13 protein-coding genes are annotated in these 16,309 nt (G+C 34.7%); 3 read left to right on the forward strand and 10 right to left on the reverse strand.

Going from position 1 to position 16,309, the window contains the following annotated elements; translation table 11 throughout:
• The first annotated feature begins 118 nt into the window (after positions 1–118).
• On the forward strand, positions 119–493 hold the full coding sequence (locus IR010_RS05695; protein WP_029268596.1) for a DoxX family membrane protein: 375 nt from the start codon (positions 119–121) through the stop codon (positions 491–493).
• A gap of 60 nt (positions 494–553) precedes the next feature.
• Here IR010_RS05695 and IR010_RS05700 read toward each other — a convergent pair whose 3' ends face one another.
• From IR010_RS05700 to IR010_RS05710, 3 genes are all read right to left on the reverse strand, one after another.
• Positions 554–1,096, reverse strand: coding sequence for a lipocalin family protein (locus tag IR010_RS05700; protein WP_194602327.1), 543 nt, complete (start codon positions 1,094–1,096; stop codon positions 554–556).
• Positions 1,097–1,266: 170 nt separating this feature from the next.
• Positions 1,267–2,670: a dihydrolipoyl dehydrogenase gene (gene lpdA, locus IR010_RS05705; RefSeq protein WP_194602330.1), complete on the reverse strand. Its 1,404-nt coding sequence runs from the start codon at positions 2,668–2,670 to the stop codon at positions 1,267–1,269.
• Between the two features lie 424 nt (positions 2,671–3,094).
• Positions 3,095–3,553, reverse strand: a complete 459-nt coding sequence (locus tag IR010_RS05710) for an Lrp/AsnC family transcriptional regulator (RefSeq protein WP_194602333.1) — start codon at positions 3,551–3,553, stop codon at positions 3,095–3,097.
• A 276-nt stretch (positions 3,554–3,829) separates the two neighbouring features.
• On the opposite strand from IR010_RS05710, the gene IR010_RS05715 reads away from it, so the two are divergent.
• A complete protein-coding gene (locus tag IR010_RS05715; RefSeq protein WP_194602336.1) occupies positions 3,830–5,080 on the forward strand; it encodes an aminotransferase class I/II-fold pyridoxal phosphate-dependent enzyme in 1,251 nt (416 codons plus the stop codon).
• 151 nt (positions 5,081–5,231) lie between these two features.
• Here IR010_RS05715 and IR010_RS05720 read toward each other — a convergent pair whose 3' ends face one another.
• Together IR010_RS05720 and IR010_RS05725 are read right to left on the reverse strand one after the other, a co-directional pair.
• Positions 5,232–6,326, reverse strand: coding sequence for a DUF695 domain-containing protein (locus IR010_RS05720; protein ID WP_194602338.1), 1,095 nt, complete (start codon positions 6,324–6,326; stop codon positions 5,232–5,234).
• A 147-nt stretch (positions 6,327–6,473) separates the two neighbouring features.
• Positions 6,474–8,408: an amino acid permease gene (locus IR010_RS05725; protein WP_194602341.1), complete on the reverse strand. Its 1,935-nt coding sequence runs from the start codon at positions 8,406–8,408 to the stop codon at positions 6,474–6,476.
• Positions 8,409–8,865: 457 nt separating this feature from the next.
• On the opposite strand from IR010_RS05725, the gene IR010_RS05730 reads away from it, so the two are divergent.
• Positions 8,866–10,020: a Gfo/Idh/MocA family protein gene (locus IR010_RS05730; RefSeq protein ID WP_194602346.1), complete on the forward strand. Its 1,155-nt coding sequence runs from the start codon at positions 8,866–8,868 to the stop codon at positions 10,018–10,020.
• 156 nt (positions 10,021–10,176) lie between these two features.
• On the opposite strand, the gene IR010_RS05735 is transcribed toward IR010_RS05730, so the two are convergent.
• The 5 genes from IR010_RS05735 to IR010_RS05755 form a co-directional block, all read right to left on the reverse strand.
• Positions 10,177–13,083: an FAD-binding and (Fe-S)-binding domain-containing protein gene (locus tag IR010_RS05735; protein WP_194602349.1), complete on the reverse strand. Its 2,907-nt coding sequence runs from the start codon at positions 13,081–13,083 to the stop codon at positions 10,177–10,179.
• Positions 13,084–13,416: 333 nt separating this feature from the next.
• Complete coding sequence (locus tag IR010_RS05740) at positions 13,417–13,824, reverse strand: hypothetical protein (RefSeq protein WP_194602353.1); 408 nt, start codon at positions 13,822–13,824, stop codon at positions 13,417–13,419.
• Between the two features lie 33 nt (positions 13,825–13,857).
• Entirely contained in the window at positions 13,858–14,814 is a 957-nt protein-coding gene (locus IR010_RS05745; RefSeq protein ID WP_194602356.1) for a DUF3137 domain-containing protein, read from the reverse strand.
• Positions 14,814–15,368 carry a LemA family protein gene (locus IR010_RS05750; protein ID WP_194602359.1) on the reverse strand — a complete coding sequence of 185 codons (555 nt, stop codon included), beginning with the start codon at positions 15,366–15,368 and terminating at the stop codon, positions 14,814–14,816. The genes IR010_RS05745 and IR010_RS05750 overlap by 1 nt, the downstream gene beginning before the upstream one ends.
• 116 nt (positions 15,369–15,484) lie before the next feature.
• A complete protein-coding gene (locus tag IR010_RS05755) occupies positions 15,485–16,234 on the reverse strand; it encodes a DeoR/GlpR family DNA-binding transcription regulator (RefSeq protein WP_194602362.1) in 750 nt (249 codons plus the stop codon).
• Between the last annotated feature and the right edge of the window lie 75 nt (positions 16,235–16,309).

Below are 16,309 nucleotides of genomic sequence, written 5' to 3' on the forward strand. Positions count from 1 at the left end.
GATTGTATTATCCTCAATAAAATGGCTTTTAAAGTTGAATTTCATTTTATGAGAAGTTCAGATTATAATATTCTCAGCACATAAATTATATTTTTAACCTATTAAAATCCTAAATATTATGAAAATTGCTACTATTATTGTCCGCGTTTTAATTGGCCTCTTATTGCTTTTTGCCTCGATTAGTTATTTTTTCCATCTAATGCCAGAACCAGAAACGACAGGGAATTTTAAAGCCTTTAATGTCGGTTTAATGGCTTCAACTTATTTAATGCCTTTGGCAAAATCAATCGAATTGCTTTGTGGCATTGCATTTGTAACTGGGCGTTATGTTACATTGGCTAATATTTTGATCTTACCTATCACAGTAAATATTTTATTTATCAACTATTTCTTAGCTCCAGAAGGTTTGCCAATTGCGGCACTATTATTTGCTGCTAACTTATTTTTGATTTACAGATATTGGAATAATTATAAAAGTGTTTTCACTGCATAAAATCATAATCAATTAAAAAAAAACAAACCCGGCAGCTTTTAAACTGTCGGGTTTATTTTTTTAATTGGTTTTATCATGTTTGACCCAAACTAGATCGGTAACATTATAACCAATTTCTTGTGCTTTAATAAGATAATCTGCTTTTACACTTTCAGGAATTGTAACTTCTCTTGAAAGAATCCACATGTATTTTAGGTTTTCTCCCGCTACAAGTGCATATTTATAATCCGGATCAATGGCAATGACATTATATCCTGAATAAAAAGGACCAAAAAATGAGACTTTTAGCATTCCAACATCGTCCTTTTTGACAAACTTGGCTTTCCCAATGCTTTCTTCCCATTTGTCTTTTTTGACATTATAGCCCTTATTATCTACTTTTATTGTGCCGTTATCGTTTAGAGAATATTCGGCAGTTACATTGTCTAAATTCTTTTCCCATTTATAATCTAATCTGGCAATTTCAAACCATTTTCCCAGATATTTTGCTTTATCAAATTTTTTGACAGCCGCAGCTTTCTTCGGAATTGTTGATCCGCAAGAATAAAGTACAAACGCAATTCCTGCCCCAAGAAGAATTGGAGCTATATATCTATTTTTCATAACGTTATCTTTTAAAAAAAGTAAAGATAACACGAGATTGGCACATCTAATTTACAAAATTTTTATGAATTTTTACATTTTTACAAAGATTAAATTTCTTGAACAAAAAGAAAAAACCGCCAATCCCAAAATTATGGAAATGGCGGTTTAAAATATAATTTAAACGTAGATTATATGTGTAATGCTCTATTATCAGTAGCTGCTAATGCTGCTTCTTTTACTGCTTCGGCAAAAGTTGGGTGTGCGTGGCTCATTCTTGAAATATCTTCAGCAGAAGCTTTAAATTCCATCGCAGTAACTGCTTCCGCAATTAAATCTGCTGTACGAGCTCCAATCATGTGAACACCTAAAACCTCATCCGTCTTTGCATCAGCAATTATTTTTACGAATCCGTCTAAATCTCCGCTTGCTCTTGCACGACCTAAAGCTTTGAAAGGAAAACTTCCTACTTTATATTCTGTTCCTGAAGCTTTCACCTGCTCTTCAGTTTGTCCAACTGCAGCAACTTCAGGCCAAGTGTACACTACACCAGGAATTAAGTTATAATCGATATGTGGTTTTTGTCCAGCTAAGATTTCAGCAACCATAGTTCCTTCTTCTTCTGCTTTGTGTGCCAACATTGCGCCACGAACAACATCTCCAATTGCATAAATGTTTGGAACATTAGTTTGCAAATGATCGTTTACTTCAACTTGTCCTCTGTCAGAGATTTTAACTCCTGCCTTATCAGCATTTAATCCGTCTGTGTACGGACGACGACCAACAGAAACTAATGAATAATCTCCTTCAAGAGTAATTGTTTCTCCTTTTGCATTTTCAGCCTGAACTACAACAGCATCGCCGTTTCTTTCTACTGATTTTACTTTATGAGATACGTAGAATTTCATTCCTTGTTTTTTCAATACTTTAGTCAATTCTTTAGACAATGAACTATCCATTCCTGGAATAATTCTGTCCATAAATTCAACTACAGAAACCTGAGCTCCTAAACGCAAGTAAACTTGTCCAAGCTCGATTCCGATGACGCCACCTCCAATAATTACTAAGTGTTTTGGAACTTCTTTTAAAGCTAAAGCCTCAGTAGAAGTGATAATTCTTTCCTTATCGATCTTGATGAAAGGCAAAGAAGATGGTTTTGAACCTGTAGCAATTACAGCATATTTAGTTTCAATAGTTTCAGATGTTCCGTCAGCTTTTGCCACTGCAATGTGTGTTGCGTCTACAAAAGAACCTAAACCAGTGAAAACAGTAATTTTATTTTTATCCATTAAGTAGTTGATTCCACCTACGGTTTGATCTACAACTGCTTGCTTGCGCGCGATCATTTTCTCTAAATTGATTTTCACATCTCCAGAAACTTCAATTCCGTGATCTGCAAAATGTGCAATTTCTGCATAGTGATGAGAAGAAGATAATAAAGCTTTTGAAGGAATACAACCTACGTTAAGGCAAGTGCCGCCTAGAGAGTTATACTTTTCTACAATTGCAGTTTTGAAACCTAATTGTGCGCAACGAATTGCTGATACATATCCGCCAGGACCTGAACCTATAATGACTACGTCAAATGAACTCATAGTTTGTCTATTTTATTTTTAGCGATACAAAATTAAGGAATAAAGTTTTGTTTAAAGTTTAAATCTCAATGTTTTTTGTGTGAAATTTTGGAGGAAGGTTTTACCGCAAAGGGCGCTAAGAATTACGCAATCCCGAAGCCTCGGGACGCAAAGTTTTTTTTAAAATTAAAATGAATTGCATCCAGCTTTAGCTGGATGAGAAAAAAATTACAAACTCTTAGGCTTTAGCCAAACTTTGCTTTTTGGCTAAAGCCTTTTCTATATCAAATCTTAATTCCTCCAGCTAAAGCTGGAGGCAATTCAAAGTAGCTTTGCGTCTTTGCGACTTTGCGAGATTAAAAACTTAGAACCTTAGTAACTTAGAATCATAGTCTATCTTTTTTTAAAACCTTTGAACCTTTGTTTCTTTGAACCTTTGAACCTCCTAAAAAGAAATCACCGTCGAATTCTTCACCTCACTAATCATAAACATACTTTGCGTACTGCCAATATGTTGAAGCGAAGTCAATTTGGTAACCAAAAATTCTCTATACGCTTCCATATCTTTTACTAAAACTTTCAAGATATAGTCGTAATCGCCGCTTACATGATGGCATTCTAAAACTTCGTTTAGCTTAATGACTTCGCTTTCGAATTTTGTTAGGAATTCTTTGGTATGCTGAATTAATTTTAGATGACAGAAAACCACAAACCCCTTTTCGATTTTGGATTTATCGACTAGTGCCACATAGTTTTTAATGATCCCTTCTCGTTCTAGTTTTTTTATTCGTTCGTAAGCTGCGGTTACAGAAAGATTGAGTTTTAAAGATAATTCTTTGGTTGTTTTTTTACTGTCGGTTTGAAGTAAAACAAGGAGTTTTTTATCGATGGCATCAAGAGTCATATTTACGTCATTGCGAGGAACGAAACAATCTCATCCTCTGGTTAACATTTATTGTCTTTTTTGAATAGAAAGAAAATCTATTGAACTAGATCTTTAATGCCAAAATTAGATAAAAAATCATAGTAAATACATTTTTATAGTTTTAAAATCTAATTATATAATTTATAATTGATTAATTTTCTAATTAAACCTTATTTTGAATAGAATTTCTTAAAAATGAGCTTACTCGCTCTCAACTTGAAACCTGAAACTTGAAACAAACAAAAAACTAAACATATGAAAAACTTTAACCCAGCAGATAAAATTCAGGATTTGCAATACTTTGGTGAATTTGGCGGTGTGAATCCGTCGATTTCTGATTCTTCGACTTATACTTTTCTTTCGGCTAAAACCATGTTTGACACTTTTGAAGGCAATATGGAAGGCTGTTATTTGTATTCGCGTCATTCCTCACCCAGTAATTTGTATTTAGATCAGGCTTTGGCTGCAATGGAGGGAACAGAAACGGCTAATGTTTCGGCTTCGGGAATGGGTGCGATTACGCCTACTCTATTGCAGTTGTGTGGCGCGGGCGATCACATTGTGTCGAGTCGAACTATTTATGGCGGAACATACGCTTTCCTAAAAAACTTTACACCAAGATTCGGAATTGAAACTACGTTTGTTGATATTACGAAATTGGATGTTGTGGAAGCAGCCATTACGCCAAAAACTAAAGTTTTGTATTGCGAAACGGTGAGTAATCCATTATTGGAAGTGGCTGATATTGCAGGTCTGTCTAAAATCGCTAAAAAACATAATTTGAAATTGGTTGTTGATAATACATTTTCACCCTTATCTGTTTCTCCCGCAAAATTAGGTGCTGATATTGTCATTCATAGTTTGACAAAATACATTAACGGAAGCAGCGATACTGTCGGAGGTGTGACTTGTGCGTCTAAAGAATTTATTAATTCCCTGAAAAATGTAAATTCTGGTGCGAGTATGCTTTTAGGTCCAACGATGGATAGTTTACGATCTGCAAGTGTGATGAAAAATCTTCGCACGCTTCACATCCGAATTAAACAGCACAGTCATAATGCGCATTATTTGGCGGATCAATTTGAGAAAGATGGCTTAAAAACGGTTTATCCAGGATTGAAAAGCCATCCGAGTCATGAATTGTATAAAACGATGATTAATCCAGAATATGGTTTTGGAGGAATGCTGACGATTGACGTTGGCACTTTGGCGAAAGCCAATGAATTAATGGAGTTAATGCAAGCGAGAAACTTAGGTTATTTAGCAGTAAGTCTAGGTTTTTATAAAACGTTATTCAGTGCGCCTGGGACGTCAACTTCTAGTGAAATTCCGTTGGAAGAACAAAAAGAAATGGGGTTAACAGATGGCTTGATTCGTTTTTCTATTGGTTTGGATAATGATATTCAGCGTACTTATGAGATGATGAAGGCTTGTATGGTGGAACTTGAGGTTTTAAAGGGTTCATTTCACGGAGATTCACAGAGAGCTTTCGCAGAGAATCACTAAGAGTTTTTGTTTCTCTCGCAGATTTAGCAGATAATGCAGATTATTTTTTTAAAGATCGGCTAAATCTGCGAGAGACAAAATTTTTTTATCATTTCAATCTGTGACAAAATAAAAAAACCGTTCTGGTTAATCTCAGAACGGTTTCTATAATTTAATTTTGCTCAAAATGCCTAAAAGACTGCCAGTATTTGTCTTTGTAGATTTCATAACTTATCTCCAAAGAACCGCTGTATTTTTTAATTAATTGATCTGCTGTTTTTGATGGTTTTCTGAAGTCTTTACAAGCGAAAAAGATTTCCCTTTTGCTGTCTGCAGTTTCTCTTCCTATATTTAAATAACCTTCCAAATCTTTAAGATCCAATCCTATTTCATCTTCAATTTCATTTAATAATTGATAGGCTTCGTTATCTGGCATTCCATTATTATTATTTCCATCAAACGGAATCGTAACAATAAATACCCACGGATGAGACGCTTTTTTATCCCATTTTAAAAGATCTGTATTTAATATTGCAATAACAACTCCTCCATCTTTTGTAGTGGCCTCGTAACTTGAATAATTATCAGTATCAGTATTATGTCTAGTGCCTTCGTATTTTTCGACAAATTCTTTTTCTCTCCAAATTAAATAATCTTTCAATTTTTCAATCGGAATTAATTCTTCAGAGGTTTCATTTAGCCCCACTACCTTCATATTATCAATTAAAGTAACAGAATGTAGTTCACCTAGAAAATTATCCAGAAAAATATAAACTCCATTTGTCACCAATTGTTTTTTATCTTCTGTGAAATGGTTGTAAACAATGGTTAAATCAATTTCATCAGGATAACCGGTATGAATGTTAGGATAGAATTTTAAATTATCTTTATTAAATTCAAAATTCTCATAATTTATTCCAACATCTGTAATAGCTGATGCTGGTTTAAGAGCAGTAAATTTCCAGCCTTCCATTTTTGGAGCAGTATTGACTAACTCTTCTATTACATAAATATTTTTAATGGCTCCATCAGGTGTTAGAATAAGTTCGGCTGTTTGATCATTAAACATTCCAGTGAGAAAATAAATTCCATCGTGAATTTCGTCTAGTTTTGGTCCCAGTCTATTAAAAAAATCTTTATGTATATTTTTTCCGTTTTGAACAATCTTAAAAAACTCTTTTTCGTTTTTCAAAAACCAATTCCAAAAATCACTGTAGGATTGTATTGGAGATTCCTTTTTACCCAATATTTTATCAAGAAAGCCCATGTATTATAAATTAAATCTAAAATTTTTCTGAAACAAACTTAAGGAAAAGTGTTTTTAAAACATAAGAATATTTCTATAAACATTAAAAATAAAAAAGCCGCTCTGAGATTATTCTCAGAACGGCTTTTCACATATAACCTTTTACTTCTAACTCACAACTTGAGTATTTAGTTTACTATTTTTTCTGCTATAAGTAAAGTAAATCAATAGTCCGATTAATAACCAGATGGTAAAATAAATCCAGTTCCAAACGCTTAATTCCGCCATCATGTATAGACAGCAAATTAATCCTAAAAGCGGAATTAGAGAAAGATTTTTTCTGAAAGCCCAAACCGCTAATCCAACTAAAACAAATAAGAAAATCCACATCGGAATTTTGTGTTTGAACAAGCTGAAACCTGATTCGTATTTTAGTGAGTCATTGATTGGCAAACCTTTTACAACTTCGGCATATTTAGTGTCATCATCTTGATATTGGCTTAATAAATGCTCTAAATCTGAAGTTTCGGCAGTTTTATTTTTTACGTCAATACTTTCTAAATAATTGAAAACTTTTGCAGATTCTTCTTTATCTAAAGAAGTAATAATTGTCGTAGCATCATTTGTCTGTGCTTCGTTATTTATAAAAGCCATTGTTGCTTTATTGTTGAAAGCAAAAGCATAATACAATCCGGCAATCATTAAAACTGGCAATATATATTTTGAATTGACATAAGGCGTTTTGAATTTTCCTCTTGGAATTTCAGGTTTATTCTGCAGCACTAAAACTCCTGCACAAACTAATACAAAGGCAAATAAAGTCCCAATACTGCACAGATCCGTTACCATTGTCAAGTTCAAGAATAAAGCGGGAATCGCAACCACAAAACCGGTTACAATTGTAGCGAAAGAAGGTGTTTTGAATTTTGGGTGAACCGTAGAGAATTTCTTTGGCAATAAACCATCACGGCTCATGCTCATCCAGATACGAGGCTGTCCCATTTGGAAAACCAATAAAACACTCGCCATTGCAATTACAGCACTTACTGCAATAATTCCAGACATCCATTTTAGGTTTAATTTATCGAAAACAAACGCTAAAGGATCTCCAACATTCAATTCGTTATAACGCACCATTCCGGTTAAAACCAAGGCAATTGCAATATATAAAAGTGTACAAATTATAATTGCCCACATCATACCGCGCGGCAAATCTCGCTGTGGATTTTTACATTCTTCAGCAGTAGTCGAAATCGCATCAAAACCTATATAAGCAAAGAAAACAGCTGACACTCCTTTTAAGACACCGCTAACTCCATTTGGTGCAAACGGATCCCAATTGGCTGTATCTACATAAAATATTCCAACTGCGATTACTAAAAGCACGATACAAAGTTTTACAACAACCATTATATTACTCGCATTACGAGATTCTTTCATTCCTCTGTAAACCAATGCTGTAATTAAAACAATAATAAAAAGAGCTGGTAAATCAGCCACAAAGTGAAAAGAGCCAATCGTTGGCGCTGTTGTCCAAGCCGTATATGCTGCCTGTAATCCTGCACCTAAGTTTTCGTATGTTTTTCCGCCCTGCATTAAAGCAGTTGCATCTTTAAATCCGTTTGAAGCAGTTAAATAATCCATCTGAATCCATTGCGGTAAATGAATTCCGCCGCTCTGGAGCAGTCCTGTAAAATAATCACTCCATGAAATTGCCACGGTTATATTTCCAACAGCATATTCCATAATCAAGGCCCAGCCAATTATCCAAGCGATAATTTCTCCAAAAGCGACATAAGAATACGTATAAGCACTTCCGGAAACGGGAACCATTGAGGCAAATTCGGCATAAGCAAAAGCTGCAAAACTACACGCTAGTGCAGTAAATAAAAACAGAAAGATTACGGCTGGTCCACCGTCGGCACTTGCTTTTCCGATCGTACTAAAAATTCCTGCACCTACAATTGCTGCGATTCCAAAAGCTGTTAAATCTCTGGTTGTTAAATGCTTTCCTAATGCATTATGACCATCTGCTTCGTTCTTTGCAACTTGCTTCAGAATATCTTGTACCGTTTTTTTTCGGAATAAACCTGATAATGCCATATGTGGTTTTGCTTTTATAAATTAATATATTTAGGACTTTGTGGTTTTATTTTGCAAATAATGCAAAAATTATCCTGATTTCAAATATATAAAACCATTTTGTTTTAATGGGAATTATTTTTTGCTGTGAAGCCACTAGGACAAGAAGTGTTTTTGTCTCGAATTTCTCGAATTTCCGCAAAATTTTTTTGCCAATCGCAGGAATTATTTCTCACGCAGATTCGGCAGATTGAGCAGATTTTTCTCCGCCACTAGTAAAAAAAACAAAATTCATACAATATCAAAAAAAAGAATCTGCAAAATCTGCGATAAACAAAAAAGTCAGAATCAATCTACCCAACTCCGCCTCATCAGCTTGCCATCTTTTCAGCATAATACATTTAAAACAAACACAAATGTAACATTTATCAAAAAGAGCTTACTAATAAATTGATATTTAACTTAAAAGATAAACGATATGGAAAAAATTACAAGAAGATCCTTTGTGAATAAATTTGGAGTTGGGGTTGGTGCTTCGGTTATTATTACTACTCTTCCTTCTTTTTTATCGGCAACCGAAGAGAATAAAATTCCTTATACCGGAAAAAAATTGAATATCGCGCTTTGCGGTCTTGGCAATTACGCCTCTATGTTAGCAGAAGGAATTCAAGCTTCTGAATATTGTCAGCTTGCAGGAATAGTTACAGGCACTCCTGCAAAAGCTGAAAAATGGAAAACCCAATATAACATACCCGAAAAGAACATTTATAATTATCAAAACTTCGACGAGATTGTAAAAAACAAAGATATAGACTTGGTTTATGTTGTCGTTCCAAATGGTTTGCATAAGGAATTTACTATTCGTTCAGCAAAAGCTGGAAAACATGTTATTACCGAAAAACCAATGACCATAACTGTGAAAGACTGCGAAGAAATGATAAAAGCCTGCGAAGACAATAATGTGCAATTAGCGATTGGTTATCGTTTGCATTATGAACCAACTCATTTAGAAATTAAGCGATTAGGCCAAGAAAAAGTTTTTGGACAAGTCCGTTTTATTGAAGCTTCTCTTGGTTACAAAATACATGATCCTCTTGATACTAAAAGTACTATCAATAAAAACGACCGAAATGAATGGAGGCTTAACAAAAAGTTATCTGGAGGCGGTCCGTTAATGGATTTAGGAGTTTATTGCATTCAGGCTAGCCGTTACGTTTTGGGCGAAGAGCCAATTGCTGTTACGGCACAATTGGGCAAAGTGTATAACGAACAAATTTTTTCTGAAACAGAGGAAAGTATTTCCTGGCAGATGGAATTTCCGAGCGGTGCCGTATCAAATTGTACGACTTCTGTGAATTTTAATACGGATCGATTTTACGCTTCCGCGGATGAAGGTTCTTTTGAATTAAGTCCGGCTTTGAGTTATGGTCCGTTTCAAGGAAAATCTACAAATGGCCCTTTAAAATTTCCTGTTATAAATCAACAGCAAACGCAAATGGATGAAATTGCGAAAATACTATTAGAAAATAAAAAACTGCCCAATCATATTACTGGAGAAGAAGGGCTGAAAGATATTAAAGTAATAAATGCGATTTATAAGGCTGCAGAAACCGGCAAGAAAATTATAGTGTAATAGTTTTTTTATAGCTATTAGAATGATTTACACACATTTTTAAAATTTTCATTTCACGCAGATTTAAAAAAGATTTAAGCAGATGCGAGCAGATTTATTTATTTCTAAATTTAAATAAATCTGCTAAAATCTGCCAAATCTGCGTGAAACAAAAAATCATTTCAGGCAATTCCTCAAAATACTAACCGGATGCTGGGCTTCACGTTTTGTTCCGTCAAAAATTTGATGACGGCAACTGGTTCCTGCAGCCGCGATTTTCACATTTTCTGAAGTGGCACGCACTTTTGGAAATAAAGTATCCTCTCCCATTTGCATGCTTACCTGATAATGTTCTTTTTCATAGCCAAATGATCCTGCCATTCCGCAACAGCCTGAATTGTAAATTGTAACTGTATTATTGGTTGGTAAATTCAGCATTGCAAAAGTTGCTTCGACAGAACTTAACGATTTTTGATGGCAGTGCCCATGAATTTTGATTTCTTTCTTTTCTTCTGAAAAAGCATCAGGTTTGATTTTCCCGTCGATGATTTCTTTTTTGAAGAATTCTTCTATTGTAAAGGCACTTTGCGCTACTTTTTCAGCCGCTTCCTTATCATCTGCCAAACGTAAATATTCATCTCTGAAAGTCAGGATTGCAGAAGGCTCGATTCCGATTAATGGCGCTTTCGCGGAAATTAAAGCTACAAAAATATTGACATTGATATTGGCGATTTTTTTTGCTTCTTCTAGAAATCCTTTTGATAAATAGGTTCTGCCACTTTCTTCGTGATCTACAATTAAAACTTCGTAACCTAATTTTGTCAATAATTCAAAAGCGTCAATTCCGATATTTACGTCGTAATAATTCGTGAATTCATCGTTAAACAAATACACTTGTCCGTTCGGGAAATTGTTGTTTTGTGGTTTCTGATTTTCATACCATTTTTTGAAAGTCTTTTTTGCCAATAACGGCACTTGTCTTTCTGGTGCAATTCCCATGCTTTTTTTAACGAGCGACTGATTCGAAATAAAATTGGTAATAGACGGAAACAAGCTTCCCATTTTATTCAGTTTTGCGTTGTGTGCAAAAATCTTATTTCGGGTTGAGAAACCGTTTGCTTTTTGATATTGGTAGAGAAATTCGGCTTTTAAAGTTGCAACATCCACATTACTTGGACATTCACTGGCGCAGGCTTTACAGCTTACACACAACTCAAAAACTTCGTATAATTCTTTTTGGTCAAATTTATTTTCTTTTTCAGAATACGTTAAATATTCTCGCAACGCATTGGCTCTTGCACGCGTAGTTTCTTTTTCGTTTTTGGTTGCACGGTAACTCGGACACATCGCTCCGCCTGCCGATGGCAATTTTCTGCAATCACCGGATCCGTTGCATTTTTCAGCAGCACGCAAAATTCCTAAACTGTCTGAGAAATCCTGAAACGTTTTAATATCTGGTTCTACTCTGCCCGAAATTACTCGATGATTTTCGTCCATTTTTAAGGCGTTTACAATCTTCCCGATATTCAAAACCGAATTCGGGTCAAACGCCAATTTGATTCTTTTCAGCAATTCGTAATTCGTTTCGCCAATCATAAACGGAATAAACTCACCGCGCACAATTCCGTCGCCGTGTTCCCCGCTTAACGAACCTCTATATTTCTTTACCAAAATTGCCACATCAGTAGCGATGGTTCTAAACAATTTTAAATCAGAAGTTTTTTTCAAATTCAAAACCGGACGCAAATGCAGTTCTCCCGCGCCCGCATGCGCATAGTAAATCGCACTTTGCCCGTGGCGTAACATCATTGCCGAAAACTCTGCAATATAAGCCGGTAAATCGCTCAATTCTACTGCTGTATCTTCAATAGAATCAGCTGCTTTGTCGTCGCCAACAATACTTCCTAAAAGTCCGAGACCGGCTTTTCTAAGTTCGTTTACTTTTTCAATATCAGCTCCGTAAATTTTTACGAGCGCATAACCAAAGTTGTTTTTTTCTAAATCCGCAACCAAGGCATTTGCTTGACTTTCAGCATCGGCTAAATCATGCGAAGCAACCTCAAACATCATAATCGCTTTTGGTTCGCCAACCAAAAAGAATCTGTTTTTTATGTGTTCCCGATTGGTTTTAGTACAATCTAAAATCGTGTCGTCGATCATTTCGCAAGTGTACAAATGATGTTTCATTGCGACTACAACAGATTCTAGCGATTCCTGAATGCTATGATAATGCGCTACAACCATAATATTATGAGCTGGTGGCAAATCGTCAACTTTTAAGGTAATTTCGGTTGTAAAAGCCAAAGTTCCTTCGCTTCCGCAAAGTAATTTTCCGACGTTAATTGTGGGTTCCGTTCCGCCAAACAAATCTGATTTCAACAGAATATCGACGGCATAACCTGTATTTCTTCTGTGAATTTCCGGTTTCGGAAACTCTTTTATAATTTCATCCTGGGTAGCTTTTACCGAAAGTTCGTTGTAAAGGCTTTTGTATATTTTATTTTCTAAAGAATCGCCCTTGGTTTTTTCTATAAATTCAGCCGAAGTCAGTTCCTTAAAAACCGCTTCAGAACCGTCGCTTAAAATTGCTTTTATTTCTACAATTTTATCGCGCGTAACACCATAACGAATCGACGTGGTTCCAGAAGAATTATTCCCTACCATTCCGCCAATCATACAGCGGTTTGAAGTCGAAGTATTTGGTCCGAAAAACACACCGTGAGGTTTCAGAAATAAATTCAGTTCGTCGCGAATCACGCCGGGCTGTACCGTAACTGTTTTTTTAATCGCGTCGAAATTCAGGATTTTAGTAAAGTTTTTCGAAACATCTACCACAATTCCGTCGCCAACGGTTTGTCCGGCCAAAGAAGTTCCGGCAGTTCTTGGCGTAATCGAAATATGATGCTGCGACGCAAACCGAATCAGTTTACTAATATCTGCTATAGTTTTAGGCACGGCAACCGCTTTTGGTTTGATCCTGTATACCGAAGCATCGGTCGAATAAAGTGTTTTATGAAGATCATCGTATAAAAGTGTTCCTTCTAATGATACTGCTAATTGTTCTAAATCCTTAAGTATTGACATTTTTGCTGAATATGATTTCACAAAAATAGTTATTTTTTTAAGGTTCAAAGATGCAAAGGGACAAAGGTTGGAAGGTTTTTTTTTTTACGATTGTCATCCTGAGCATATCCTCCCGAAGTTTCGGGATCGGGAGAAGGCTTTGAAAATGTAAAAAATTGGGATTTATTTATTGGGATTTTCAGAAGCTGTTCCTTGTGTCCTTCGAAATCTTTTGTTGTGAACCACACAACAAAAGGATTTTCCTCCCGACACTTCGGAACCATCAAGGCTAGGAGACACTTTTTTAAAAGAAGTTTTATTGGTTTTGAAACTAAAAATGTAAAATTTGATAAACTAATTTTTCAACTCATTATATTTTGCAAAAAACAGATCTAGTTTTTCAGGATCAATTTTAAACTCCTTAGTAATAACATTATTATTTAACATGGCAAAAAACAGGTCTGATCTGCCAATAATTTTTGCATTTGAAAACTTCTTGTTTTCTGCAACAAATGTAATTACACTACTAAATTTACCATCGCCAAGAGAAGTAATATCTCCAATAATTAATTCATTATTGTTTAAATCTAAAACTAAGAAATGGTTTCCATCTTTTCTATAATTAAAAGCCTCTTTCTTTTCTAAAAGAATCTTATCCGATTTAAACTCTACTTCATTTATTATTCGCTCTACTTGCTCTTGAGCAGATATATTTATTGTAGCTAAAAAAGTCATAACAAAGAAAAAGCGCGTTATTTTCATGTATTTTTTTATTTTAAGTTTAAAATATAATTTCTACTCCTTTCCCCAAATCCTAGTATTCAAATCCAGTTCATGAACAATATCATGCATGAACTGAACTATCGAAAGATCGTCTGTAAGCAAATCTGGAACTAAAAGCGAAGAATGAATTGGCGGTTCAAAGTAATTGGTGCTTAACGGAAAAGCAACATACATTTTAGAATTTATAAACGAGAGCGAAATGGTATCTTCTGATTTGTTGTTTAAATCCAGAATTCTTTCCATCATGGCGGGCGTTAAAATGTATCTCGCTTCGATTTGGTTTTTGGAATACGTAACAAAAATATCATCAAAAATGGTGTTTTCTAGTTGAATAACTTCGGTATTTCCAAAACTGAAAACGTTTTTAGAAAACCACGCGCCAATTGCTGCGCCTACACCTTTTGGGCGAACAACTGTCGAAACTTCAAAGTTTTTATTAAAATCGGCCACAAAAACAATTCCTTTAAAAATCGTATGCCATTCTGTGCGCGTTCCGTTTTTAGTGCGCGTTTCCGTTTTGTATTCGGCGTGAACTTCGGCAAACCAAAAAGAAGTTTTATCTGCTTTTCCGCTTACTAAATCTTGGGTTTTATAGCGATCCGGATCGGTTGTAAAAAGTTCAGAACTTATAAATTCATATTCTGGAAGTCCGCTTTGAGGCGTAATCGTTAAAGTTTCGTTTATTCCTTTTAATGCCGATGCAACAACATTTGTTTTATAAGTCGTTTTGTATTGTACAACATCGTCATCAATCATGTAATACATGATAATCCCTATAAGTGCAGACACTAAACCGCCTATAATTCCTAAAACCGGAAAGCTGAGCAGCAGACCAACAATTAAGATTACAACCGCAAGACCAAATAATATGTAGCAGGTTGTGTGGGTATCTGCTATTTTTTTACGATCAACTTCTAATGTATTCAAAACCTCTTGCAAGGCTGTATTATGGGTAATTTCTGAATCCATTAATTATTAAAAAGCTCTTTTGCACTAATATTTTTACGCTCTTCTTCTGGTGTTTCCAGCACATCAATTTTAGCATAATTGAGCATGCCTGCAAACATATTTCCAGGAAACATCATGATAGCATTATTATAACTCGTAACCGAAGCGTTATAAGTTCTTCTTGCAGCAGCAATTTGTTCTTCGCTTTCTGTCCAAGTAGATTGCAAATTCAAGAAATTTGTGTTGGCTTTTAAATCTGGATAATTTTCAACAGTTACCATTAAACCTTTTACCGCGGTACTTAATTCAGTATCTAAACTTGCTTTTTCAGCATCTGTAAGCGAACCTGAACCTGCTTTTGCACGAAGTTCTACAATTTTAGTTAAAGTACTTTGTTCATAATTAGTGTATTGTTTGACAACCTCAACAAGATTCGGAATCAAATCAAAACGTTTTTTCAACATTACATCAATAGCTGAATAAGCATTGGTTACGTGATTTCTTTTTTCTATAAGAGAATTATAAATAAATACGCCAATTGCTATAAAAACACCAAGGATTATAATTATAATCATAACTTAAAAATTTAACTGGTTTGAAAGCAAATATATAGAAAAGGAAATAGGTTTTTATTTTTTTGTCAGATATATCACATTAGTAAAAACCGCATAAAAATGCATTTACACCTAACTTACAACACTTTAATTCCAGAATCGACAAAATTCTGAATTTTCGGACTATCAACATTTAGATCGGTTACAACAGCGTAAAGCTTGTCAAGATCACAAACTTTATGTGGCATTTTACTGTTCATTTTTTCAGAGGTTAAAAGCGCTATTACCTTGTCTGACGCTTTAATCATCTCTTTTTTAATTACTGAAACTTCGTAACCCATTTCGGTAAGACCTTGATTTACATCGATACTGCTGACACCCATAAAACATATATCAGCCTTGATTTTAGAGAGTACCTGAACCACATCGATACCAATGGTTACCATTGCCTGCTTTTGCAATTTTCCTCCAATAAAAATCAATTCTATATTAGGATGCTGCGATAACTGCATGGCAATTGGGAGACTATAAGTATAAATTGTAGCGGTAAAATTTATCGGAATGAATTTGCAGAAAGTCAAATTTGTTGTTCCGCCACTCATGATAATTACTTGTCCTTCACTCAAAAAAGAAAGTGCTTTTTTAGCCACCCTTATTTTCTTGTCTTCATTTACAATAGTAATATCAAAAACATTTTTATGATTGTTTTTGGCTAAAAATGCACCACCATACACTTTATTTATTAGCCCTTTATCATTTAATTCAATAAAATCTCTGCGAATGGTGTCTTCAGAAATATTCAATTCTAAAGCTAAGTCGATCGTATTTATTCTTTCGGCCTGTTGAAATTTATTCATAATAAATTGCTGTCTTTCCTTTTTGAGCATAAGATCTTCTTTTTTACAAATTTAGAAAAACATCGCAGTTATGAAAATGTGCCAAATGAAACTTTTTACGATTTA

It is taken from the genome of Flavobacterium sp. MR2016-29, assembly GCF_015350695.1.
Taxonomy (GTDB): domain Bacteria; phylum Bacteroidota; class Bacteroidia; order Flavobacteriales; family Flavobacteriaceae; genus Flavobacterium.

Coding starts and splice junctions, on each gene's coding strand:
- IR010_RS05720 (WP_194602338.1), bottom strand. CDS start 6,326: ATGGGCTTTCTTGATAAAATATTGGGTAAAAAGGAATCTCCAATACAA.
- IR010_RS05715 (WP_194602336.1), top strand. CDS start 3,830: ATGAAAAACTTTAACCCAGCAGATAAAATTCAGGATTTGCAATACTTT.
- IR010_RS05755 (WP_194602362.1), bottom strand. CDS start 16,234: ATGCTCAAAAAGGAAAGACAGCAATTTATTATGAATAAATTTCAACAG.
- IR010_RS05730 (WP_194602346.1), top strand. CDS start 8,866: ATGGAAAAAATTACAAGAAGATCCTTTGTGAATAAATTTGGAGTTGGG.
- IR010_RS05750 (WP_194602359.1), bottom strand. CDS start 15,368: ATGATTATAATTATAATCCTTGGTGTTTTTATAGCAATTGGCGTATTT.
- IR010_RS05735 (WP_194602349.1), bottom strand. CDS start 13,083: ATGTCAATACTTAAGGATTTAGAACAATTAGCAGTATCATTAGAAGGA.
- lpdA (WP_194602330.1), bottom strand. CDS start 2,670: ATGAGTTCATTTGACGTAGTCATTATAGGTTCAGGTCCTGGCGGATAT.
- IR010_RS05725 (WP_194602341.1), bottom strand. CDS start 8,408: ATGGCATTATCAGGTTTATTCCGAAAAAAAACGGTACAAGATATTCTG.
- IR010_RS05740 (WP_194602353.1), bottom strand. CDS start 13,824: ATGAAAATAACGCGCTTTTTCTTTGTTATGACTTTTTTAGCTACAATA.
- IR010_RS05710 (WP_194602333.1), bottom strand. CDS start 3,553: ATGACTCTTGATGCCATCGATAAAAAACTCCTTGTTTTACTTCAAACC.
- IR010_RS05745 (WP_194602356.1), bottom strand. CDS start 14,814: ATGGATTCAGAAATTACCCATAATACAGCCTTGCAAGAGGTTTTGAAT.
- IR010_RS05695 (WP_029268596.1), top strand. CDS start 119: ATGAAAATTGCTACTATTATTGTCCGCGTTTTAATTGGCCTCTTATTG.
- IR010_RS05700 (WP_194602327.1), bottom strand. CDS start 1,096: ATGAAAAATAGATATATAGCTCCAATTCTTCTTGGGGCAGGAATTGCG.